This window comes from Pseudomonas sp. GW821-FHT09C09 (assembly GCF_059418105.1).
Window position 1 is genome coordinate 721,151 of the sequence record NZ_JBWKPF010000001.1, and the last position, 22,171, is coordinate 743,321.

Genomic DNA, 22,171 nt, shown 5'->3' on the forward strand with positions numbered 1-22,171 from the left:
CGTTTTTCCGACCCGGCGGATTTGCCCCGAAAGTGGGGAAAACCGGGTTGAAGGTTTACAACGGCGCGTCCGCCGCCAGCCCCTGCAAACGCCGGTACTGGCGCAGGACGCTGGGCACATAACGCTGGGTTTCGGCGAACGGCGGAATCACCCTGCCACGGCTGAGCACCGCGTCGGGGCCGGCGTTATAGGCCGCCACGGCCAGGGCGATGTCGTTGTCGAACAGGGTCATCAGCCGCTTCAGATACCGGGCCCCGCCCTGGATGTTGGCGCGGGGGTCGTAGACGTCGGTCACCCCCAGCTCCCGGGCGGTGTCGGGCATCAGTTGCATCAGCCCGCCGGCGCCTTTGGGCGATGTCGCGCCGGGGTTGTAGTTCGACTCGGCGTTGATCACCGCGTGCAGCAGCGCTTCGGGCAAGTGATTGGCTGCAGCGGCGGCCGACACCAGCTCGGCGTAAGGCTGATTGGCGATCAACTGCGGTTGTTGATCGAGGCTGACCACGGGCATTTGCGCCTCGTGTATCACCCGTTCATAGGTGCGTCCGGGGCGGTGGACGTTGGACAGCACATAGCTGCCCTTGGCGTCCACGGAGACAAACACATCGGCTTCGGCGATGCCGGTCAGCAGCATGCAGCCAAGCAGTCCTGCGCAGATTGGATTGAGCATTGGGCCTCCCCTGACAGGCCCGAAAAATTGGGGGAAATGCCCCACTGACCTGTCGTGATTCAGCCGTACGCAAGCACTGTGCCGACTCTTCAGAGGCCCGTATTTCAAGGGCTTCAGCCCACACGCGGGATTTATCGGGGGCTGAGCATGGCAATTGCATAGGCCCTGGGGCGACTCGGCTGCCACTCACCGGAGGTCATCATGAAGCTGCATGTTCGTCCGCGCGCCCAACGGGGTTTCACCTTGCTCGAATTGCTCGTGGTGCTGGTGGTGCTCGGCCTGCTGGCCGGGATCGTCGCGCCCAAATATTTCGCCCAGCTGGGGCGCTCCGAAGTGAAGGTCGCCAAGGCGCAGATCGAAGGCCTGAGCAAGGCGTTGGACTTGTATCGGCTGGAAGTCGGCCACTACCCATCTACCGAACAAGGCTTGCAGGCACTGGTGACCGCACCGAGCGACGAAGCGAAATGGACTGGCCCGTACTTGCAGAAAAAACTCCCGCAGGACCCGTGGGGCCGCAACTACACCTACCGCTACCCCGGCGAAAACGCCGAGTACGACCTGCTATCGATGGGCAAGGACGGCCAACCCGGCGGCGAAGGCGAAAACGCCGAAATCACCAACTGGCAATGAGCGGAGCACCGGGCATGCGTTTTCATTTGAAGGCAGTGGGCAAGGCCGGCGTTGTGTCGCTGAACATCGAGGCACCCGGTCACAGCGAAGCGCGGCGCATCGCCGAGGATCAAGGTCTGCGCGTGGTCAGCCTGCACGCCGAGCGGCACTGGCGTTCGTTACGTCTGAGCAAACGCGAGACCTTCAACCTGGTGCTGTTCAGCCAGGAACTGACCACGCTGCTCAATGCCGGCCTGCCGTTGATCGATGCACTGGAAAGCCTGGCGGAAAAGGAAACCGCTCCCGCTGCCCGCAAAACCCTGAGCGAGCTGGTGCGGCTGCTGTATGAGGGCAAGTCGTTCTCCCAGGCACTGGCCCAGTTGTCGGCGGTCTTCCCGCCGCTGTACGTGGCGCTGGTACAGTCCAGCGAGAAAACCGGCGCGGTTGGCGATGCGCTGGGGCGTTATGTCAGCTATCGCCAGCGCATGGACGAGGTGCGGCAGAAGATCGTCAGCGCCTCGATCTACCCGTTGCTGTTGCTGGTGGTCGGCGGTGGCGTGGTGCTGTTTCTGATGGGCTACGTGGTGCCGCGCTTCAGTCTGGTGTTCGAAGGACTGGGCTCGAACCTGCCGTGGCTGTCGCAGATGCTGATGAGCAGCGGCATGTTCCTGCACGCCCATCAGGCTGAGTTTTTCGGGATTCTGGCGGCGATCATCACCGCCCTCGCCGTGTTGCAGAAACAACCGGCGTTTCGTCGAGGGCTGGATCGGCTGGTGGAAAAACTGCCCGCCGTGCACCAACGGATCTTCATGTATGAGCTGGCGCGGTTTTATCGCTCGCTGGGGATTCTGCTGCAAGGCGGGATTCCGCTGGTGACGGCCATGGGCATGGTGCGCGGACTGCTCACCGTGGCCTCGCGGGCACGTTTGGACCAGGCCTGCGAACGAGTGCGCGAAGGACAGTCATTGTCCACTGCGCTGGAGCTCAATCGGCTGGTGACGCCCGTATCCCTGCGCCTGCTGCGCGCCGGCGAGCAGTCCGGCAACCTCGGGCAAATGATGGAACGCAGCGCCGATTTCTACGACGAGGAAATCAGCCGCTGGATCGAGTGGTTCGTGCGGCTGTTCGAACCGCTGCTGATGACCTTCATCGGCCTGTTGATCGGGGTCATCGTGATCCTGATGTACATCCCGATCTTCGAACTCGCTTCGAGCATCCACTGACCTCGGGAACGGGTCGGATCACACGCAAACAAGGCACATCCACGTTCCCAATCAAGACAACAAAGACGGAGAACGATATGCACATTCAAAAGCTCATGCTCGCAATGGCCATCGGCGCAGTCCTGTCGGCGTCCACCGTATTGATCCCGGACAACCTGTCAGGGGTGTCCAGCGTTCAGGCCAAGGAAGGTGGAAGTGGGGGTGGAGGAAGCGGTGGTGGCGGAGGCGGCGGGAGTGGTGGTGGAGGCGGAAATGGCGGTGGCGGCGGTGGCAACGGAGGCGGTGGTAGCGGTGGCGGAAATGGGGGCAATGGCGGAGGCCATGGTGGTAGCGGCAGTGGTGGCAACAGTGGCAATGGCGGTGGTGGAAACAGTGGCCACAGCGGCAGCGACCATGGTTCGGGCCATACCGGTGACAGCGCCTCTTCAGGACGTAATGGCGCCCATGCCGAACCCGGCGACGATCATGGTGTTCATCGGGCCGGAGAGGTCGGGGATGACCATGGGGTCCATCGCGCAGGCGAGGTCGGTGACGATCATGGCGTACACCGCGCTGGCGAGATCGGTGATGATCGCGGCGTACATGTCGGCGGCGAGCCGGGCGATGACAAGCGCGCCAACTGACTTGAACTGAAATCACCAAGCCCCCTGTGGGAGCTGGCTTGCCAGCGATAGGGCCCGGTCAGATAAAGCTTCACTGCCTGACCCACCGCTATCGCGGGCAAGCCCGCTCCCACAATGTTTTGTAGCGCCTACAAAACGCCTTTTGTCTGATCCAGCCGCTCACGCAAAAACTCGATCAACGCCTGCACCGGCCGCGACGCCTGGCGGTGCTGCGGGTACACCGCCGACAGAATCAACGGCTCCGGACGCAAATCATCCAGCACCGGCACCAGCCGTCCGTCCTTCAGCGCCGCGCCGACTATGAACGTCGGCAGATAAGTGATCCCCATCCCCGCCACCGCTGCATCCCGCAGCAACTCACCGTTGTTGACCCGCATCCGCCCGGTGACATTCACCAACTGCGGCTTGCCCTGCCCCGCGTTGAACCGCCACTGCACCGAACGCCCGTGGCCGTAGGGCAGGCAGTCATGGCTGAGCAGGTCCTCTGGCTTGACCGGTGTGCCGCGCTCGGCCAGATATGCAGGGCTGGCGCAGTACACCCGCTCGATGGCGGCGATGCGTCGGGCGATCAGCGTCGAGTCTTCCAGCACGCCGATGCGCAACGCCAGGTCGTAACCCTCGCCGAGCAAGTCCACCGGCCGGTCACTCAGATCGACCTCCACCGTCACCTCGCGATAACGCTGCAGGAACAACGGCAGCAGACACCCCAGATGCGCCACCGCGAACGACAGCGGCGCGCTCACACGAATCGTCCCGCGCGGTTCGGCGGTCTGCCCGGCGATGCCCTGCTCCACCTGTTCGACTTCGCTTAACAGCCGCAGCGCCGATTCGTAATAGCTCTGGCCCAGCGGTGTCACGTCCAGGCGCCGGGTCGAGCGGTTGAGCAAACGCACGCCGAGGCGCTCCTCCAGTTGCATCAACCGACGGCTGACGAACTGCTTGGACAGGCCCAATTGATCGGCCGCCGCCGTGAAGCTGCCGGAGTCCATCACCTGGCAAAAAATACGCATGTCTTCGAACGGGTTCATTGTCACTCTCTGGTTGACAGTTAAACGCTTTATAGCCGCTTTTTCACTTTCCGGCACCTCATTAATCTGTGCTCACGGTGTTGCTGAGGCCTGAAGCCCAGCGCCACAGCAGCCCGATCCCAAGGCCTACAAAAACTCAAACGACTTAAAAAGGAATTACACATGAACATCAAGAAAACCCTCGCCGCTTCCCTCCTCGCCCTGTCCATCGGCAACGCATTCGCCGCCGAAGGCACTGGCGTCGAACACAACACCCAGGCCTTCCTCGATGCCCTCGCCGCCGGCGGTGGCAAACCGCTGGAGCAACTGAGCCCGAAAGACGCCCGTGCGGTGCTGACCGGCGCCCAGGCATCGGTGAAGGTTGACCTGTCCGGTGTTGAAGTCAGCGACAAGGCAATCAAGGTCGATGGCCAGACGATCAACCTGAAAGTGGTGCGCCCGGCCAAGGTCAAGGGCGAGCTGCCGGTGTTCATGTTCTTCCACGGTGGCGGCTGGGTGCTGGGCGATTTCCCGACACACCAACGCTTGATTCGTGATCTGGTGGTGGGTTCTGGTGCGGTCGCGGTGTATGTCGATTACACGCCGTCGCCGGAAGCGCAGTACCCGACCGCGATCAATCAGGCTTACGCCGCAACGAAATGGGTGGCGGAGCACGGCAAGGACATCGGCGTCGACGGCAAGCGCCTGGCGGTGGCCGGCAACAGCGTCGGCGGCAACATGGCGGCGGTCGTGGCACTGATGGCCAAGGAACAGAAAACCCCGGCCCTGCGCTTCCAGTTGCTGATGTGGCCGGTGACCAATGCCGGGTTCGATAACGGCTCGTACCAGCAGTTCGCCGAGGGCCACTTCCTGACCAAAGGCATGATGCAGTGGTTCTGGGACAACTACACCACCAACCCGGCCGAGCGCGCGCAGATCCATGCCTCGCCGCTCAATGCCAGCGCCGAACAGCTCAAGGGCCTGCCCGCCGCGCTGGTGCAGACCGCCGAGTTCGACGTGCTGCGTGACGAAGGCGAAGGCTACGCCCGCCACCTCGACGCCGCCGGTGTACCCGTGACCTCGGTGCGCTACAACGGGATGATTCACGACTTCGGCCTGCTCAACCCGCTCAACGGGATTCCAGAAGTGAAAGCCGCCGTGCGCCAGGCTGCGGCGGAACTGAAGACCCACCTGAACTGAGTGCAACCCCTCGCCACACCTTCGGGTGTGGCGTTTTCTTTTGTGCCCGCCGGAGTTCATCCCATGAGCCTTTTTTCTGCCCACCTGCTGTCCTGGAGTGCCCTGCTGCTGGTGCTCGACGCCCTGCTCTGGCATCTCGTCCCGTTCAAGCACCGTGCGCAACGGGTCGGTGTGCGGCTGGTGCTGTTTCTGGCCTTCAGCGCACTGATCATCAATGCCGGCGTCAGTCCGTTGCAGGCGCCGGTGTTTGCCGATGATCAGGTGGCGCAACTGGGCGCAACGGCGCTGGGAATTTTCTGGTGGCTGTACGCCGCACGGGCATTGACCGAAGTGATCGGTCTGATCCTGATGCGTCGCATCGGCCACAGCGGTCGTTTGTTGCAGGACGTGATCGGTGCGCTGGTGTTTCTGGCGGCCATCGTCGCGGCGGCCGGTTACGTGCTGGATCTGCCGGTCAAAGGCCTGCTCGCCACCTCCGGGGTATTCGCCATCGTAGTCGGTCTGGCGCTGCAAAGCACCTTGGCCGACGTGTTCTCGGGCATCGTGCTCAACACCACCAAGCCGTATCAGGTGGACGATTTTGTGGTGATCGACGGCGTCGAAGGCAAGGTGCTCGACATCGACTGGCGCGCCACGCACCTGCTGACCAGCGCCGGGACCCTGGCCGTGGTGCCGAACTCGGTGGCGGCCAAGGCCAAGATCGTCAACCTCAGCCGCCCGAACAACCTGCACGGCGTGTCGATCAGCATCAAGGTGCCGAACCACATCCGCCCGCGCCGGGTGCTCGACGCCCTCGACCGCACGCTGCAAGGCAGCAGCAGTCTGTTGCTGTCGCCTGCGCCGAAAGCGCTGCTGAAAGAGGCCGGCGAAGAAATGTCTGAATACGTGGCCAGCGGTTTTATCGCCGAACTGGGCAAGAAAGGCGAAGTGCGCAATCAACTGTTCGACCTCGCCCACCGCCATCTCGAAGCCGCCGGCATCTCGCGGCACCCGGATGGCGTGATCGAACCTTCGACCCGCGCCCGCGCCTTGCTCGATGAAGTGAAAATCTTCCGCTCGCTCAGCCATGAAGAACGCGATAGCCTCGCCGAATCGATGGTCGCGCAGCAGTACAGCGCCGGGCAGGTGGTGCTCGGTCTGGAGGAAGTCCCCGACAGCCTGTTCGTGATCGCCACCGGCGTGGTCAGCGCCAGCGTGCCGGACGGCAATGGTTTCACCGAGGCCGGGCGCATGGGACCGAGTGAAGTCATGGGTGAACAGAGCATTCTGGCGGATACACCGTCGCAGGCGACGTTCACCGCGCTGACGTCTTCGATCATTTATCGCCTCGACAAGAACCTGACCCGTCAGTGCATGGAACAGCGCAGCGAAGTCGGCCAGGCATTGAACAAATTGCAGGCGGTAAGGCAGCAGAACAGTCGGCTGGCGTTGATGGCCAAGCCTGTGCCGGTTCGCAAGGGTGGATTTCTGGGGTGGTTGCAAAAGCGTTGAACCCCTTTTGGCAGACAAAAAAATGCCCGCTCTTCAGCGGGCATTTTTCTTCAACCCATTACTTGGCAGTGAACTTGGTGTAGCTGTTGATCAGGTTGCGGTAGTTCGGCAGGCGATTCGACAGCAGATTCGCCAAACCTTCCATGTCGTTGCGCCAGTCGCCCTGCAGCTCGCAAGCCACGGAAAACCAGTTCAACAACTGAGCACCGGCCGCCGACATGCGCGCCCACGCTGCTTGCTGCACGGTTTCGTTGAAGGTGCCGGACGAGTCGGTCACCACAAACACTTCAAAACCTTCAGCCAGCGCCGACAGGGTCGGGAACGCCACGCAGACGTCAGTCACCACACCGGCGATGATCAGTTGCTTGCGGCCGGTGGCCTTGATGGCCTTGACGAAGTCTTCGTTGTCCCAGGCGTTGATCTGGCCTGGACGCTGAATGAACGGCGCGTCCGGGAATTGCTCGCGCAGTTCAGGCACGATCGGGCCGTTCGGGCCGCTGTCGAAGCTGGTGGTGAGGATGGTTGGCAGCTTGAAGAACTTGGCGATGTCGCCCAGGGCCAGCACGTTGTTCTTGAACTCGTTCGGCGAGAAATCCTGCACCAGCGAGATCAGACCGGTCTGGTGGTCGACCAGCAGCACCACGGCGTCGTCTTTGTTCAGGCGTTTGTAAGGAACGTTGCTCATGTGAAACTCCTCGGGGATGGGTGATGCGGCAAGCGCCGGCCACGAAGACCGGCGCCGTTTACGGGATCAGAAAGCGAAGCAGGAACAACCGAATGCGCCCCAGAAACCGGCGAAGTCGCTGACCGGCGCATTCGACATCCGGGCTTTTTCATGGCTGTGGGTATGCACCGCGCACGGGCCGCTGCACTGGTGCACCTGGGCCTGCAATGGCGAATTCGGGCGCCAGTGGCCAGGGACCTTGACCACCGGCGACCAGTCCGGCAGTACCGGCAAGGCGCGCGGGCCGAGGTCTTCGAAGTCGCCGGCGGAGTAAACGATCTTGCCGCCGACCACGGTCAGTACCGACTCGATCCACTTGATCGCTTCTTCTTCGACGTGGAAGAAGTCCGCGCTCAGTGCCGCCAGATCCGCCAGTTGCCCGACCTTGATCTGGCCCTTCTTGCCCTGCTCGGACGAGAACCAGGCGCTGCCGTGGGTGAACAGTTCCAGCGCAGTGGTGCGTGGCAAGCCCTCTTCGTACAGCGCCAGACCCCCGACGGTGCGACCGCTGACCATCCAGTACAGCGAAGTCCACGGGTTGTAGCTCGATACCCGCGTGGCATCGGTACCCGCGCCGACCGGCACGCCTTCGGCGAGCATGCGTTTGATCGGTGGCGTGGCTTCGGCAGCCTGTTTGCCATAGCGATCGACGAAGTATTCGCCCTGAAACGCCATGCGGTCCTGAATCGCGATGCCGCCGCCCAGCGCTTTCACTCGCTCGATGTTCTGCGGGGTGATGGTTTCGGCGTGGTCGAAGAACCACGGCAAGCCGTTGAACGGGATGTCGCGGTTGACCTTCTCGAACACATCCAGCATGCGGCTGATCGATTCGTTATAGGTGGCGTGCAGACGGAACGGCCAGCGCTGCTCGACCAGGTGGCGCACCACCGGCTCCAGTTCCTGTTCCATGGTTTGCGGCAGGTCCGGGCGCGGTTCGAGGAAGTCTTCGAAATCCGCCGCCGAGAACACCAGCATTTCCCCGGCGCCGTTGTGGCGCAGGAAGTCATCGCCCTGATGCAACTTGACGCTGCCGGTCCAGTTCTGGAAATCGGTCAGCTCTTCTTTGGGCTTCTGGGTGAACAGGTTGTAGGCGATACGCACGGTCAACTGGTCGTCTTTGGCCAGTTGTTCGATCACCTGATAATCGTCCGGGTAGTTCTGGAAACCACCGCCGGCATCGATGGCGCTGGTCAGGCCGAGACGATTGAGCTCGCGCATGAACTGACGGGTCGAGTTGACCTGATATTCCAGCGGCAGCTTCGGCCCCTTGGCCAGCGTCGAGTACAGAATCATTGCGTTCGGCCGCGCCACCAGCATGCCGGTCGGATTGCCGTTGGCATCCCGCACGATCTCGCCACCCGGCGGGTTCGGCGTGTCGCGGGTGTAGCCGGCGACGCGCAATGCGGCGCGGTTGAGCAAGGCGCGGTCATACAGGTGCAGGATGAACACCGGAGTGTCCGGCGCGGCCTGGTTGATTTCTTCGAGGGTCGGCATGCGTTTTTCGGCGAACTGGAATTCGTTCCAGCCACCCACCACGCGCACCCATTGCGGCGTTGGCGTGCGGTCAGCCTGATCCTTGAGCATGCGCAGTGCGTCGGCCAGGGACGGCACGCCTTCCCAACGCAGTTCGAGGTTGTAGTTCAAGCCGCCACGAATCAGGTGCAGGTGCGAGTCGTTGAGGCCGGGGATCACGCAGCGGCCCTTGAGATCGACCACCTGGGTGCCGGCGCCGCGCAAGGCCATGGCCTGCGTATCGTTGCCGACGACGACAAAGCGTCCGTCCTTGATCGCCACGGCGCTGGCGAGGGGTTTTTCGCGGTCTACCGTATGAAATTGGCCATTGAACAGAATCAGATCGGCGTTCATCGCAGTTCCTTCGAGATAAGTGAAACGAAGCCAGTACCCGCCACTTCAGCGCGGCGGATTGGCGTTGGATTCCAGGTGTTCATGGGACTGACCGGCCGCCAGCCATGGCGCGAACAAGCGGGTGGCGGCCGGCATGCAGACGTAGACCACCGACACCACGATGGTCAGGGTGATCAGGAACGTGGCGACCACATAGTTGGAGAGAAACCCGTTGAGCTTGAGCAGCGGTCCCCAGATCAACGGCACCAGCAAGGTGTGTGGCAGGATCACGAAAAGTGAGACCACTGCCTGCTTCCAGCGTGGTGGTGGCGTGGCAGCGTCGACCAGTGGCGTGAACCAGAACTCGTTGGCCGCATTGACCTCGGTCTGGTCGCCGTCGGCAAGCATCGGTACAGCTTCTTCGATCAGCGCCTGACGCTGCGGAGAATCCAGCCAGCGTTGCATCGCTTCGGTCGAGCAATAACGCAGCACGCAGGTGAACAGTGCGAGGCCACCCTGCTTGCTGCGCATCACGTCCACGCCCAGGTGCCCTTCTTCACGCCCCGCCACGCTGACGATATTGCGCAGCCAGGCTTCGTACGGCTGTTCGAAGCCGGCCTTGACCCGGTGCTTGACGATCAGCGTCACGGTTTCTTCGGTTCCCGGTTTTCTCAGGGACTGGGTATCAGGCATAACGAAGCACTCCGGGCAAACGGGCATTGAGCGCCAGCCGTCCGGGCCCGGCGATCAGAACAGTGGTGAAGAGGATCAACAGCAACCAGCCGAACTGCCCTTCGGCCACACTCCATTGCGGATGCACGACGAGCAGCGCCACCAGCAGCACAAACAGAATAGGCAAGCACGCCAATCTCACCAGTAACCCGGCGACGATCAGCAGCGGACAGAGGACTTCGGCGAAGATCGCCAGAATCAGCGTGAGGTGGGCACCGAGGTGGAACGGGTCTTCGATCAGTTGCAGCTGTGCAGTGAAATCCAGCAGCTTGGGCAAGCCGTGGACAAACAGCAGAAACAACCCGCCGGAGACCCGCAGGAACAGCAGGCCGAGGTCTTGCGCCTGGTCATTGCGTTGTACAGCGTTCATGGGCCCATCCTTGATCAATCATTGCAGGCAATGGTGCAACGATTGATCGGGGGGAAATTGGATGGGTGTGCTCTCTTGGTCCAAAAACGCTTTCGGTGATCGTTCCCACGCTCTGCGTGGGAATGCAGCCCGGGATGCTCCGCGTCCCAACCGTTAAAGCCGAAGAACTTATTGCCTCCTCCGGTCAACGCGTGTCTACGATGGTGTACCGACGCGGCTCGAAAACCGTGACGGATATCGAATCCGGCACTTGGTCCGTTCTCACTGAGAACATGATGCTCAACAATGTCCCGACCCCGAGCGACAGCAGATAGTCGAGCGGGAGTCTGAACGTGTAGCCTCGATTCAAGACCCAGGCCTGATGAACCGAATTGCGATCGGGTGTCCAGATACTTCGATTGTTAACGCCGCCGTTGGCTGAAAAGCCCATCAGGGTGAGTTCCAGTCGTTGACCTCTCGCCATGTGTATCCAGTTGCCGAACGTCAGATTCGCTCCGGACACGAGGTCCTTCTTGTCCAGTTCGAGAGTGCCTTTGGCCTCGTCGATCACGGGGGATATGAGCAAGTTCTTAGGGATCGGCAGCACGGATAGCGCCAAGGGTTGCAATTGCACCGCCGGTGCACCGCCGCGTACGTAGGAGGCGGTGGCTTCAACGGTTTTACCGATGCTGAAGGCTACCAGAGAGACAGGCGCCGATAGTTCTCTGGGCGTGGCCCCCACGGCAACCGGCAGCGAAGTATACGACCCCGCCGCTGGCGTACCCGGCGCCGCGATCCAGCGCACGCTGACCAGGTCGGCAGGCTGGCTCAGATAATCGAGGACAAATGTCAGCGCCGCAGTCGCTGCAGCCGGATTCAAATCGGTGTTGCCGGTTGATTCCTTGATCCGCACTTCGCGGTTTTCCAGAACGTTGATCGTCCAGGGTCTGGAGACCCCTCCAGCGGCGTACCGACCTGTGAAGACGTGAAGACCCGTGGTCAATCCTCCGACCGAGCGTTCCCACGCCCCTGCAATCACCGGAGCCGTTCCAAGCCGAGTTTCCCCATCAAAAACAATCACTGGCTCTGTAGCTGCGCCGGACAAGGTGATGCGGGTGGATAGCGTTTCACCTTGATCGTCGACGTCCCGACCGTCCGGATCAACGCTCCGCTCGATCCTTGGCGCGCTCGTGGGGTCCGTCAGGACGATGTAGTTTCGGTGGGCAAAGGGTTGGGCAAGCGCGGGATCCTGACTGCCTTGCAACCCGACCATCAATATCAGGCTCAATACGCTGCCGTGCTTGAGACTCCGCAGGTCCGTGGCGGGATGAACCGTCTCGTAGTAGCCGAAACGATTGAACTCATCCGCAATCACATTTCCCGGTGGGCTCCAGTATGGCCGGTCAAAAACGCTGTTGTCGGCATTGACGCCAAGTAGACGCGACCAGAGAAATTGCCCCCTGGCACCTAGCGTCCACGCGTTGATCCGCAGTGTGAAGCTGCCCAAACCATCAAGATTCAGAAACCGACCTTCACCACGCCGATCGGCCTCGGTAACCAAAGCCCTGGGCAGATCGCGTTGCGCCAGCGTCAAGACATACAGCACCAGTGGATCGGAGGTCACCGGGGCAGTGCTGCCTTTGGTGATCGTGTAGGTCAGGGTCACCGTCCTGCCCAGATTGAAGGTTGTCAGCGTGAACGGCAGTCGAATCAGCAGTGGCCGAACGGTGCCGACGCTGATTGCAGGGGTGGTATGCGAGCCATTACTCCCTGCGGCCGGGTCGCCGCTAAACGTCACACTCACACTGTCGCCGGATTGCAGCGACGGGTCCGTCACCTCGACCGTCAGTGTGTTACGCACATTCTGCGGGTCGAGCAGGAATGTGCTCGGGTTTTCCTGAATGGTCGGAGGCGGTGGAGCGGCGGCATTTGCGTTAGGGCTGTTGGCGGTCATCGTTCTGTCCCGGTGCGCGTGTGACATGGCCCTCGAAAGGCATTGGATCAATCACACACCCACACACGGGCCAGCGCTACTGTCAGAACTTACAGGTGGCGCGATATTCCGGACAAACGGCGCACTTACACCGCCGGAATATCCAGCGACACCGACATGAACTGACTGATCCGCGACCGCAGCCACTTCTCCGCCGGATCGTTGTCATGCACCCCGCTCCACGCCATCGACAGTTGCGCCGCATCAATCGGGAACGGTGGATCTTCAGCCCGCAACGCACACCCTTCGACCAACGCACACGCGGCGTAATCCGGCACGGTGGCGATCATCTCGGTGCCCGCCAGCAGTGCGCGCAAGCCACTGAACTGCGGCACCCCGAGCACCACCCGGCGGCTGCGGCCGACCTTGGCCAGGTCCACGTCGATGTTGCCGCTCAGGTCACCCGAGAACGACACCATCGCATGCGGCCGCTCGCAGTATTCGTCAAGGGTCAGAGGGCCCGGACGGTCATCACCGCGCAAGACCTTGCAGGGAATGTCGCGCAGTTTCTTGCGCTTGGCGTTGGCCGGCAGATCGGTGGTGTAGCTCACGCCGACGGAGATTTCCCCGGACGCCAGCAATGTCGGCATCAATAGATAGTTGGCTCGGCGCACCACAACCACGATCCCCGGTGCCTCTTCCTGCAACTGGCGCAATAGCGGCGGGAACAGACCGAACTCCGCGTCATCCGACAGACCGATGCGGAACACGTCGCAACTGGTGGCCGGGTCGAATTCCTTGGCCCGGCTGACCGCACCGGAAATCACGTCCATCGCCGGTTGCAGCTCCTGAAGAATCGCCAGCGCCCGCGCCGTCGGCTCCATGCCGCGACCGTTGCGCAGCAGCAATGGATCGTCGAACAGATCGCGCAAGCGGCCCAGTGCCGCGCTCACCGCCGGTTGGCCCATGAACAGTTTTTCGGCGACGCGGGTCAGGTTCTTTTCGAACATCAGGGCTTCGAAAATCACCAGCAGGTTCATGTCGACGCGGCGCAGATCGTTTCGGTTCATGGGCGTGTTTTCCTTTTGGGCCAGGCGCAAGTGCTACGCACTTTACTTGATCGGCGGCCATTCGAAATCAGCTTTGGCGGCGGAATTAACAACGTTTAACTCGTCAGCTTCCGCCCCTCGCCAAACAATGAATTCCTCTGCGCAGCGTTGTTTTATTGACCTTAGGGAAAGCGCTGACCGTGCCTTCCCCCCTCGACACGGACATTGGCCATGGCTCACTCACAGCAAACCGTCGCCCTCGCCCCTGCCAGCGAACCCCGCAAAACCAGCACCGGCGGCCTCAGCCCGCAGCGCGAGCGGCTGGTGAAACAACTCATCCTCGAACGCCTCGGCGACAGCCTTGAAGTCACCGAGCTGGCGAGTGCCTGTTCACTCTCTCGCAGTCATTTTTCCCGGGCGTTCAAGTGCAGCACCGGGCTCTCGCCACAAGACTGGATCCGCACCCAGCGGATCGCCCGGGCCAAGCTGTTGATCCAGCACACCAACCACAGCCTCACGCAGATCAGCCTGGAATGCGGCTTCTGCGATCAGGCGCACTTCTGTCACATTTTCACCCGCAGCGAAGGAATCAATCCGTTTGCGTGGCGTTGCCAGGTCATGAAAAACCGCTGAGGCGCTTTCATTCCGGCGCCATACGCTGAGCCAGTCGTGCTACCCGCTCGCCCAGGTGCGCGGCGGTCAACTGGTCTTCCAGCGGAGGGGCTTGTTCGGGCGGTTGCTCGACGCAAGATTGGGACATGGCGCCGAGGGAGCTACCGAGGCGATTCAACTGGCCGTCAAAAGCACCTTCGCGTGCACGCGCCGGCAACAGATCGAGCCCGACCCAGATCATCGAATGCTGGGCAGCGAACACGGCCATTTGCAGCAGGGTATTGAGCTTGTCGCCACACAGGCTGCCGGAATTGGTGAAGCCCGCCGCGAGTTTGTTGCGCCACGGCCGGGCAAGGTAGAAAGATGCCGTGGACTCCATGAACTGCTTGAACGCCGCCGAAGCGCTGCCCATGTAGGTCGGCGCGCCGAAGATGATGGCGTCGGCGCGGTGCAGGTCATCCCAGCGGGTTTCCACGTCTTCCACTGCCAGCAACAGGCAGGTGCTGCCCACGTGGCGCTCCACACCCTGGGCCACAGCCTGGGCCATGACGCGGGTGTGCCCGTAGCCACTGTGATAGACCACCACTACCTTGCTCATCGCAGCGTCCTCCGGACGTATGCACTCCATTGCCTTGGAGTTTTGGCTCTGGAACGGGCGCGGACGAGTTAATCGTTGTTAATTTTTCCCGGCTGTCGGCCGAGCGGGCACAGGTTCCGGCCTTTAAATACAGTGGTGACGGCACTGGAAGCCGAGCGATGCCCAAATGTGGGTCTTGCACGCACGTTGCGCTGGCGACAAATCCTGAGGAATATGCCCGGATACTGCGGATTAGAAGGCTTGCGTGACCCTCGAGTCGCTCTCCGCCCTGTCCGTCACGGATTCTTCACCCCGGCGGATCAGGATCATAAAAAACGTCGAAGGAGTGAGCGGTTGAGTCTTTCCCCGAATCAGGCCATCGGTTTCGGCCCCTATCGGATCCACCCCGGCCAGCGGCTGGTGCTTGAAGGCGACCAGCCTTTGCGCCTGGGTCGGCGCGCCATGGACATTCTGCTGATCCTGCTGGCCAACGCCGGCGAGGTGGTGAGCAAGCAGCAATTGATCGCCGGAGTCTGGCCGGACAGCGTGGTGGAAGACATCAATCTGCGGGTGCACATGGCGGCGCTGCGCAAGGCCCTCGGCGACGGTCAGGCCGGGCAGCGCTACATCGTCACGGTGGCGCAACGCGGATACAGCTTCGTCGCGCCGGTCCTGCTGCAATCCATCGAACAACGTCCCGCCGCCGCCAACCCGGGCCGGCACAACCTGCCGCTGCGCCGCACGCGGATGATCGGGCGCCAGTCGGTGGTCGACAGCCTGATGGCGCAACTGCCTCGCCAGCGCTGCATCACCCTGGTCGGCCCCGGCGGCATCGGCAAGACCACCGTGGCCCTGCGCGTCGCCGAACAGTTGATCGGCCGCTACCGCGACGGCATCCGTCTGCTGGATCTGGCGCCGCTCAACGATCCGGGCTCGATCTGCCCGCACCTCGCCGCCCTGCTGGATCTTTCACTGCACGACAATGAACCGATGGCTTGTCTGATCAACAGCCTGCGCGAGCGGCAGCTGCTGTTGGTGATCGATAACTGCGAGCACTTGATCGACGCCGTGGCGCTGCTCGGCGAAAGCATTCTGCGCGGCGCGCCGCAGGTACACATCCTGGCCACCAGCCGCGAAAGCCTGCGTGCTGAGGGCGAGTACGTACAACGTCTGGAATCCCTCGACTGCCCGCCGCCGATTGCGGTGCTCGACCGTGATCAGGCGATGGGGTTTTCCGCACTGCAACTGTTCGTCGAACGGGCGATGGCCGCCCACGAACACTTCGAACCGGACAATGCCGACCTGCCCTTGATCATCGAAATCTGTCGGCGGCTGGATGGCATCCCGCTGGCGCTGGAACTGGCGGCCGCGCAGGTGGCGAGCCTTGGGCTGGACGGTTTGCTGAGTCAGCTTCAGGGGCGCTTGCCGACCGGCAATCAGACTCATCTCGGTCGGCATGAAACCCTGCGGGCCACGCTGGACTGGAGCTTCAACCTGCTCAACGGCTGCGAACAGACCGGCCTGCGCCGACTGGGTGTGTTTCGTGGTGCTTTCACGCTGGAGTCTGCGGCGGCGGTCATCGTGGGTCAGCATATCGAGCCGGGCGAAGTGTTCGCCTCGATCACGCAACTGGTCGCCAAGTCGCTGCTTAACGTCGAGGTCGGCGATGAGGAGGTGTTTTATCGCCTGCTCGATACCACCCGCCGCTATGCCCTGGAAAAACTCGAACAGGCGGCCGAGCTCGGCGAAACCCGCGAACGTCATGCCGAACGCTGCCTGGCGCTGATGCATCAGGCCCAGGCCGATTGGGAGAACACGCCGACCGCCGTCTGGATCGAGCGCTACGCCCGAGGCCTCGAAGACCTTCGAGCGGCGCTGGAGTGGACGCTGAACGATGAAGGCTCGCGTCCTCTCGGCGTGCGGCTGACGGCGACGTCGGCGCCGTTGTGGCAGGAATTGTCCCTGCTCAAGGAGTACGGCGTGCATGTGCGCCGGGCACTTGAATTGCTGGAGTCCTCCGTAGAATCTTGCCCGCGGCTGGAAATCGCCTTGAAACTGGCCCTTGGCAGCGCCTGCTATCACACCTGGGGCGGCACACCGGAAACCATCGAAGCCTTCGTCAGCGCCCGACGGCTGGCGCAACAGCACGACGACATGGCCGGGCAATTGCGCGCCGTGTCGGGACACATGGCGGTCAATCTCAGTTGCGGCCATTACCGCATGGCGCTGGAGCAAAGCGAACAATTCGAAAGCCTCGGCCTGCATGGCGATGCGCAGTTGTCCTTGAGTACCCATCGTTTGCGGGTGCTCGCGTTGCATTACGCCGGCGATCAGCATCAGGCGCGGATCCACGCCGAACAGGTGATCCAGCGCATGGCCCACAGCGGCCACCTCAACCGTTTCACCCACGGTTTCGGCGTGCAATACGATCAGAGCGTCGCCTCGCTGACCGTTCTCGCCCGGGTGTTATGGCTGCAAGGTTTTCCCGAGCAGGCCTGGCGTACCGCACGCCAGGCACTGGACATCGCGGTGCAGATCAACCATGGCACCTCGATCTGCTACACCCTGGCCCTTGCCTCGTGCCTGATCGCCCATTACAACGGTGACGTGCAGAACGCCCGCGCACTGCTGCAACTGTTGCTGGAACAGGCACAGAAGCATTCGGTGCTGTTGTTCTACACGTGGGCGCGGCACTATGCGCAAGTGATCGATGCCGATAGAGCCCCTGCAATTGCGCCTGCCGATAGCGGTCTGGTCAGGGAAATCATGGTCACGCTGGATCCGGGTTTCGTTGATGACGCCTTGCTGGAGCGGGCACAGAGCGGCGCGGCCGGCTGGAGCACGGCGGAGATTTTGCGGGCCAGGGCCGAGCGATTGCTGGCCGCTGAATCGCCCTGTCATCACACGGTCGAAAGCGCCTTGCAGCAGTCCCTTGCGATTGCGCGGACGCAAGGCGCCCTGGCCTGGGAACTGCGCAGTGCGACGTCGCTGGCCCGGTTGTGGCAACGTCAGTCGCGCTATGCTGAGGCGCTTGAATTGCTGACACCAATCTACCAGCGCTTCACCGAAGGCTACGCCACCCCGGACTTGCGCAAAGTGAGTTTACTGCTCGACGAATTGCGCGGTCAGTCTGCCGCTTGAGGCTGGCCGGGTGCGGCCCAGGTAACGCGCGTGCCGACGCTCGACATCATTCAGTTCGCCGCCCTGTTCCAGCCGTTCGCGGGCATAGCGGCGCGTGGTGTTGAGCATTCGATAGCGCAGTGTTCCGCTGGATCGATCCACTGTCAGCAACGACTTGGCCGCCAACTGTTCAACCACTGCCACCAGCATCGAAGGTGGCAGTTGCGCGCAACTGATCACGCCGATGGCGGCATCCAGGGTGAACGCCATTTTGAATACCGACAAGCGTTGCAGCACACGCTGCTCCTGCACGCTCAAGCGCTGATAGCTCCAGTCCAGCGCGGCACACATCGACTGATGGCGTGGCACGGCGGTCCGACGGCCGTGACTCAAGACTTGCAGACTGTGGTCCAGTTGCGCCTGCATGCCGACCAACGCCAGTGCATCGATCTGCGCCGCTGCCAGTTCGATCGCCAGCGGCAGGCCGTCGAGCCGGCGACAGACATCGCGCACGGTTTCCAGATCCTGTTCACGCAAATGGAAGCCGTGCTGACGCGCACGGGCACGACTGACAAACAGCTGCACTGCCGAGTAACCCATGACCTCGTCGACGCTGTTGAGCGCCGAGGCTTTGGGAACGGTCAGGGGCGACATTGGCTGCAGGACTTCCAGACCAAGACGCAACGGCTCGCGGCTGGTGGTCAGGATCGACAGACGGGGCGCGGCGTCGAGCAGAGTTTGCAGCAGGCTCCGGCAGGCTCCGTGCAAGTGCTCGCAGTTGTCCAGCACCAGCAAGGCGTGGCGCGCTGCCAGTGTGGCGAAATCGATGTCGAGGGTTTTCAGCAGGTGATCGAGAAGCGGGACGTCTTCGTCGATCAGCGACAGATCCACCTGCCACACGCCATCACGAAAATGTTGCAACAGCAGTTCCGCTGCGCGCAGTGCCACGGTGCTTTTGCCGACGCCGGCAGGCCCCGTCACCGTTATCAGTCGGGACAGCGGCAGTTGCCGCACCAGACCGCCGACCAGCGAATCACGACCCGTAACAGGGGTCAGCCGTGCGGGCAGATTATGCTGTGGCACTTGCAGGCTTTCGAACACCACTTGCGCGACGCTGTCACCCTGCACCGGCGCAACGAAGCTATACCCGCATTGCGGCACGTTGACGATGTAGCGCTGCCCGCTCTCGCCATCGCCGAGGGCCCGGCGCAACGCCGCGATGTGCACCCGCAGATTGATCTCTTCGACCACCGAGTTCGGCCACACCAGCGCGATCAATTGCTCTTTGCTGACCACCCGCCCGGCCCGCTCGACCAGCACTTGCAGAATGTCCAGCGCACGACCACCCATGCGCAGTTGCCGATCCCCTTCGAGGATCAGCCGTTGGCGCAAGTGGAACGCGTACGGCCCGAAACGCAGGACCGACGCCGAACTCAATTCGTCGAGGCTGTTCATGTCCGTTATCTTGGCAGGCCGCGATGACGGTACAACCACCACACGGGGCCCGGCACGGACATCCGGATGCCCGTAACGGACAAAACCGCTCTAGCTGAACTGTTCGCGGTACTGGGCCGGGGTCAGCCCGAGCTTTTCGCCGAACAGAAAACGCATATGCCGCACGCTGCCGAAACCGCTTTTGTAGGCGATGGTCTTCAACGGCAGATCGCTGGTTTCCAGCAGATTGCGCGCGCAATCGATGCGTGCACTCTGCAGGAATTCCATGGGCGTCATGTTGACCTCGCGGGCGAACACCCGGGCGAAATGGCGAGCGCTCATGTTCGCAAGGCTTGCCATGCGTTCGATGGTGAAGCTTTCTTCAAGGTGTTCCAGAACGTGATTCTGTACCCGGGTGATGGGGGTTTCCTGGGGCGAAACTGCCGCCATCAACGGACTGAATTGCGCCTGTCCGCCCTGACGCTTCATCACCACCAGCAGCACTTTGGCCACGTCCTGAGCGAGCTTTTTGCCATGATCGCGGGCTACCACCGCCAGCGCCAGATCGATACCGGCGGTGACGCCACCAGAGGTGATCAGGTTGCGATCCTCGACAAAAATCTGGTCGGTGGCGACATCCGCCTTCGGAAAACCCTTGATCAAGCGTTCGGTGTAATTCCAGTGGGTGGTCACGCGATAACCGTCGAGCAATCCAGCGTAACCCAGTACAAAAGCCCCCGTGCAAATCGAGCCGTAGCGCTCGGCACGCCCTACCGCGCCTTGCAACCAGGCCAGCAGGGGCGGATATTTTTCGTTGTAGGCCCCGGGGCCGCCCGGCACCAGCAGCAGGTCATAGCGATCGCCGGCTTCGTCGATATGCCGGTCGGTATGCACCAGCACGCCGTTGGAAGCACGCAGCGGCCCGCGTTCAGTCCCCAGGAGCGTCAGTTGATAGTGGTCGTCCGGCTTCAGATACCGGTTGGCAACCGAAAACACTTCCAGCGGTCCGGCCATATCGAGCAGTAGAAACTCGGGAAACAACACCATTGCCACGGTTTTCATGAGCAGACATCACTGGAATCAATGAAAGGTTATAAGTTGCCGCATTATGGCCAAGTACAACGCAAACGTAGAAAAAGAATGCGTGAACTGACGCACATTACTGTCAACTCTGAGGGGACAGTATTTCAATTTTCACCTACTTATTGCACATCAGAGTAACCAGTAACCTTCTCCTCACTCGGACGAATCAACGTCCTGAAAGGAGATTTCATCATGCTGACCCTTCGCAAAGCTTCCGACCGTGGTCTGGCCAATCATGGCTGGTTGAAGTCGTTCCACACCTTTTCTTTCGCCAGTTATCGCGACCCGCGTGAGCAGGGTTTCTCCGACCTGCTGGTGATCAACGATGACCGTGTCGCAGCCGGCAAAGGCTTCGGCCAGCACCCGCACCGCGACATGGAGATTTTCTCCTATGTGCTCGAAGGCGCGCTGGAACACAAGGACACCCTTGGCACCGGTTCGGTCATCCGCCCCGGAGACGTGCAACTGATGAGCGCCGGCAGTGGCGTGGCCCACAGCGAGTTCAACCACTCGGCCAGCAAGCCTGTGCACTTCCTGCAGATCTGGATCGTGCCGGACGTGAGCGGCGCAAAACCGCGTTATCAACAGGAACACTTCAGCGAACAGAAAAAACGCGGTCGCCTGCAACTGATCATCTCGCCCGAAGGCAGCCACGGCTCGCTCAAGGTACGCCAGGATGCACGCGTATATGCCGGACTGTTCGATGGCCAGGAAAGCGCCACGCTCGAACTGCCTGCAAACCGCTATGCCTACGTGCACGTTGCTCGCGGCAGTGTTGAACTGAACGGCGTGCAGTTGAAGGAAGGCGATGGCGTACGGGTTCGCGAAGAACAGGCGCTGACCTTGAGCAATGGCCAGGATGCCGAAGTATTGGTGTTTGATCTGCGGCCACAGGAGTTGCCGGAAATGCCGTGAGGCAGTCCGGGTTTCATCGAGCAAAAAAAACGGCCTTCGTTGAAGGCCGTTTTTCATTCTGCGGACAAGTTCGTCGAAACTGCCGGTACGGGATTTCCAGCCTCCTTCACCGACTGGACCATTGCCAGGGTGGTCTGCATCGTCACAAGCACATTTGACTGATTCGCGTAGTAGGAGCCTACAAGGATGGCAACCATCCCCAGAAAATGAACGGTAGTCGCCGCCCAGTAGTTCGCCTTGATTGTCGAGACCATTCTCATTGACTCGTCTAACCGCTCCATAGCCCGATCCGAGCGAGCCGCCATGGACGCATAACGCGCATCACGCTCAAGGTGAGCCTTTTCCTGCTCCAGACGGAGTTTCTCCTGTGACTTCTCGCGCTCCTGCCAGGCCTTTCTGGATTCTTCTTCTCTTTCCAGTCGAGCTTTTTCCCTCTCCTGCCGAATCTCCTCCAGATGCCGCTCCCTGGCCAGACGCACTTTTTCCTGAGCCTTGTCTCGCTTCAGCCAATCGTCTTGCCGAACCTTCTCTTCCTTCAGCCAATCCTCTTGTCGAGCCTTCTCTTGCTCCAGCCGCACATTTTCCTGGATGCACTCCTGCTCAAGCCGTGCCCTGTCTCGCTCGGCCTGCTCGATGAGAAACCCATCGATTTTCGCGGACATCGATTCGATCCGTGCATCGATTCTGGTCTCGATGATCTCGATTCTGGCGCTGAATTCGTCTCGCGTTATGTAGTTCATAGACTCCGCACTGTCCGTATGGCCGGCCGTGTCACCTGTTTGAAATTGGCTGAATTCCCTTGCAATCAACTCCGCACCTCTGACGTTTATCAATACTTCCCTGATTGATGACCTTGGAGTGCTTTGCCTGCTCGCCCAAGGTTTGAGAAACGATAGAACTCGGGCAAAAAACTGACAAGACAGCGGATTCTGGCGCGGATGTAGGCAATGTCGCCGGGTTACGTAGCCGTCCTACACG

General features: G+C 61.5%; 20 protein-coding genes. 8 read left to right on the forward strand and 12 right to left on the reverse strand.

Annotated elements, in window-relative coordinates; all coding sequences use genetic code 11:
- Positions 1–55 precede the first annotated feature (55 nt).
- On the reverse strand, positions 56–667 hold the full coding sequence (locus AC07NR_RS03500) for a lytic transglycosylase domain-containing protein (RefSeq protein ID WP_305835311.1): 612 nt from the start codon (positions 665–667) through the stop codon (positions 56–58).
- Between the two features lie 201 nt (positions 668–868).
- On the opposite strand from AC07NR_RS03500, the gene gspG reads away from it, so the two are divergent.
- The 3 genes from gspG (at position 869) to AC07NR_RS03515 (ending at position 3,122) form a co-directional block, all read left to right on the forward strand.
- Positions 869–1,297: a type II secretion system major pseudopilin GspG gene (gspG, locus tag AC07NR_RS03505; protein WP_085712061.1), complete on the forward strand. Its 429-nt coding sequence runs from the start codon at positions 869–871 to the stop codon at positions 1,295–1,297.
- 14 nt (positions 1,298–1,311) lie between these two features.
- On the forward strand, positions 1,312–2,499 hold the full coding sequence (locus AC07NR_RS03510; protein WP_495077818.1) for a type II secretion system F family protein: 1,188 nt from the start codon (positions 1,312–1,314) through the stop codon (positions 2,497–2,499).
- A gap of 77 nt (positions 2,500–2,576) precedes the next feature.
- Positions 2,577–3,122 (forward strand): hypothetical protein, encoded by a 546-nt coding sequence (locus AC07NR_RS03515; protein ID WP_305835309.1) that lies wholly within the window; start codon positions 2,577–2,579, stop codon positions 3,120–3,122.
- A gap of 128 nt (positions 3,123–3,250) precedes the next feature.
- Here the strand turns inward: AC07NR_RS03515 and AC07NR_RS03520 are convergent, their stop codons facing one another.
- Positions 3,251–4,150, reverse strand: a complete 900-nt coding sequence (locus tag AC07NR_RS03520; RefSeq protein WP_134826162.1) for a LysR family transcriptional regulator — start codon at positions 4,148–4,150, stop codon at positions 3,251–3,253.
- Between the two features lie 162 nt (positions 4,151–4,312).
- Between AC07NR_RS03520 and AC07NR_RS03525 the strand changes: the two genes are divergently transcribed.
- Together AC07NR_RS03525 and AC07NR_RS03530 are read left to right on the forward strand one after the other, a co-directional pair.
- Positions 4,313–5,329, forward strand: a complete 1,017-nt coding sequence (locus tag AC07NR_RS03525) for an alpha/beta hydrolase (protein ID WP_085712057.1) — start codon at positions 4,313–4,315, stop codon at positions 5,327–5,329.
- Positions 5,330–5,392: 63 nt separating this feature from the next.
- Positions 5,393–6,820 carry a mechanosensitive ion channel domain-containing protein gene (locus tag AC07NR_RS03530; RefSeq protein ID WP_495077819.1) on the forward strand — a complete coding sequence of 476 codons (1,428 nt, stop codon included), beginning with the start codon at positions 5,393–5,395 and terminating at the stop codon, positions 6,818–6,820.
- Positions 6,821–6,878: 58 nt separating this feature from the next.
- Here AC07NR_RS03530 and ycaC read toward each other — a convergent pair whose 3' ends face one another.
- The 6 genes from ycaC to AC07NR_RS03560 form a co-directional block, all read right to left on the reverse strand.
- On the reverse strand, positions 6,879–7,505 hold the full coding sequence (gene ycaC, locus AC07NR_RS03535; protein ID WP_495077820.1) for an isochorismate family cysteine hydrolase YcaC: 627 nt from the start codon (positions 7,503–7,505) through the stop codon (positions 6,879–6,881).
- 66 nt (positions 7,506–7,571) lie between these two features.
- Positions 7,572–9,410 carry an amidohydrolase gene (locus AC07NR_RS03540; protein WP_085747770.1) on the reverse strand — a complete coding sequence of 613 codons (1,839 nt, stop codon included), beginning with the start codon at positions 9,408–9,410 and terminating at the stop codon, positions 7,572–7,574.
- A 45-nt stretch (positions 9,411–9,455) separates the two neighbouring features.
- A complete protein-coding gene (locus AC07NR_RS03545; protein WP_305835305.1) occupies positions 9,456–10,082 on the reverse strand; it encodes an antibiotic biosynthesis monooxygenase in 627 nt (208 codons plus the stop codon).
- Complete coding sequence (locus AC07NR_RS03550; protein ID WP_495077821.1) at positions 10,075–10,491, reverse strand: DoxX family protein; 417 nt, start codon at positions 10,489–10,491, stop codon at positions 10,075–10,077. Before AC07NR_RS03550 ends, AC07NR_RS03545 begins: the two co-directional genes overlap by 8 nt.
- 184 nt (positions 10,492–10,675) lie before the next feature.
- Complete coding sequence (locus AC07NR_RS03555) at positions 10,676–12,424, reverse strand: hypothetical protein (protein ID WP_495077822.1); 1,749 nt, start codon at positions 12,422–12,424, stop codon at positions 10,676–10,678.
- A gap of 125 nt (positions 12,425–12,549) precedes the next feature.
- Positions 12,550–13,473, reverse strand: a complete 924-nt coding sequence (locus AC07NR_RS03560) for a LysR family transcriptional regulator (RefSeq protein WP_248738821.1) — start codon at positions 13,471–13,473, stop codon at positions 12,550–12,552.
- Between the two features lie 210 nt (positions 13,474–13,683).
- Here AC07NR_RS03560 and AC07NR_RS03565 point away from each other — a divergent pair, with 210 nt between their 5' ends.
- Positions 13,684–14,085, forward strand: a complete 402-nt coding sequence (locus AC07NR_RS03565) for a helix-turn-helix domain-containing protein (protein ID WP_085712050.1) — start codon at positions 13,684–13,686, stop codon at positions 14,083–14,085.
- Between the two features lie 7 nt (positions 14,086–14,092).
- Here AC07NR_RS03565 and AC07NR_RS03570 read toward each other — a convergent pair whose 3' ends face one another.
- Entirely contained in the window at positions 14,093–14,662 is a 570-nt protein-coding gene (locus AC07NR_RS03570; protein ID WP_495077823.1) for a flavodoxin family protein, read from the reverse strand.
- Between the two features lie 333 nt (positions 14,663–14,995).
- On the opposite strand from AC07NR_RS03570, the gene AC07NR_RS03575 reads away from it, so the two are divergent.
- On the forward strand, positions 14,996–17,782 hold the full coding sequence (locus AC07NR_RS03575) for an ATP-binding protein (RefSeq protein WP_495077824.1): 2,787 nt from the start codon (positions 14,996–14,998) through the stop codon (positions 17,780–17,782).
- On the opposite strand, the gene AC07NR_RS03580 is transcribed toward AC07NR_RS03575, so the two are convergent.
- Positions 17,744–19,216: an ATP-binding protein gene (locus AC07NR_RS03580; protein ID WP_495077825.1), complete on the reverse strand. Its 1,473-nt coding sequence runs from the start codon at positions 19,214–19,216 to the stop codon at positions 17,744–17,746. The two genes, AC07NR_RS03575 and AC07NR_RS03580, sit on opposite strands and share 39 nt — an antisense overlap.
- A gap of 90 nt (positions 19,217–19,306) precedes the next feature.
- Positions 19,307–20,257, reverse strand: coding sequence for a GlxA family transcriptional regulator (locus AC07NR_RS03585; protein ID WP_495077826.1), 951 nt, complete (start codon positions 20,255–20,257; stop codon positions 19,307–19,309).
- Positions 20,258–20,470: 213 nt separating this feature from the next.
- Here AC07NR_RS03585 and AC07NR_RS03590 point away from each other — a divergent pair, with 213 nt between their 5' ends.
- The gene (locus tag AC07NR_RS03590; RefSeq protein WP_305835296.1) at positions 20,471–21,193 is read left to right on the forward strand and encodes a pirin family protein; all 723 of its coding nucleotides are present in this window, start codon (positions 20,471–20,473) and stop codon (positions 21,191–21,193) included.
- A gap of 53 nt (positions 21,194–21,246) precedes the next feature.
- Here the strand turns inward: AC07NR_RS03590 and AC07NR_RS03595 are convergent, their stop codons facing one another.
- Positions 21,247–21,933, reverse strand: a complete 687-nt coding sequence (locus AC07NR_RS03595) for a hypothetical protein (protein ID WP_495077827.1) — start codon at positions 21,931–21,933, stop codon at positions 21,247–21,249.
- Positions 21,934–22,171 lie beyond the last annotated feature (238 nt).

Coding starts and splice junctions, on each gene's coding strand:
- AC07NR_RS03500 (WP_305835311.1), bottom strand. CDS start 667: ATGCTCAATCCAATCTGCGCAGGACTGCTTGGCTGCATGCTGCTGACC.
- gspG (WP_085712061.1), top strand. CDS start 869: ATGAAGCTGCATGTTCGTCCGCGCGCCCAACGGGGTTTCACCTTGCTC.
- AC07NR_RS03510 (WP_495077818.1), top strand. CDS start 1,312: ATGCGTTTTCATTTGAAGGCAGTGGGCAAGGCCGGCGTTGTGTCGCTG.
- AC07NR_RS03515 (WP_305835309.1), top strand. CDS start 2,577: ATGCACATTCAAAAGCTCATGCTCGCAATGGCCATCGGCGCAGTCCTG.
- AC07NR_RS03520 (WP_134826162.1), bottom strand. CDS start 4,150: ATGAACCCGTTCGAAGACATGCGTATTTTTTGCCAGGTGATGGACTCC.
- AC07NR_RS03525 (WP_085712057.1), top strand. CDS start 4,313: ATGAACATCAAGAAAACCCTCGCCGCTTCCCTCCTCGCCCTGTCCATC.
- AC07NR_RS03530 (WP_495077819.1), top strand. CDS start 5,393: ATGAGCCTTTTTTCTGCCCACCTGCTGTCCTGGAGTGCCCTGCTGCTG.
- ycaC (WP_495077820.1), bottom strand. CDS start 7,505: ATGAGCAACGTTCCTTACAAACGCCTGAACAAAGACGACGCCGTGGTG.
- AC07NR_RS03540 (WP_085747770.1), bottom strand. CDS start 9,410: ATGAACGCCGATCTGATTCTGTTCAATGGCCAATTTCATACGGTAGAC.
- AC07NR_RS03545 (WP_305835305.1), bottom strand. CDS start 10,082: ATGCCTGATACCCAGTCCCTGAGAAAACCGGGAACCGAAGAAACCGTG.
- AC07NR_RS03550 (WP_495077821.1), bottom strand. CDS start 10,491: ATGAACGCTGTACAACGCAATGACCAGGCGCAAGACCTCGGCCTGCTG.
- AC07NR_RS03555 (WP_495077822.1), bottom strand. CDS start 12,424: ATGACCGCCAACAGCCCTAACGCAAATGCCGCCGCTCCACCGCCTCCG.
- AC07NR_RS03560 (WP_248738821.1), bottom strand. CDS start 13,473: ATGAACCGAAACGATCTGCGCCGCGTCGACATGAACCTGCTGGTGATT.
- AC07NR_RS03565 (WP_085712050.1), top strand. CDS start 13,684: ATGGCTCACTCACAGCAAACCGTCGCCCTCGCCCCTGCCAGCGAACCC.
- AC07NR_RS03570 (WP_495077823.1), bottom strand. CDS start 14,662: ATGAGCAAGGTAGTGGTGGTCTATCACAGTGGCTACGGGCACACCCGC.
- AC07NR_RS03580 (WP_495077825.1), bottom strand. CDS start 19,216: ATGAACAGCCTCGACGAATTGAGTTCGGCGTCGGTCCTGCGTTTCGGG.
- AC07NR_RS03585 (WP_495077826.1), bottom strand. CDS start 20,257: ATGAAAACCGTGGCAATGGTGTTGTTTCCCGAGTTTCTACTGCTCGAT.
- AC07NR_RS03590 (WP_305835296.1), top strand. CDS start 20,471: ATGCTGACCCTTCGCAAAGCTTCCGACCGTGGTCTGGCCAATCATGGC.
- AC07NR_RS03595 (WP_495077827.1), bottom strand. CDS start 21,933: ATGAACTACATAACGCGAGACGAATTCAGCGCCAGAATCGAGATCATC.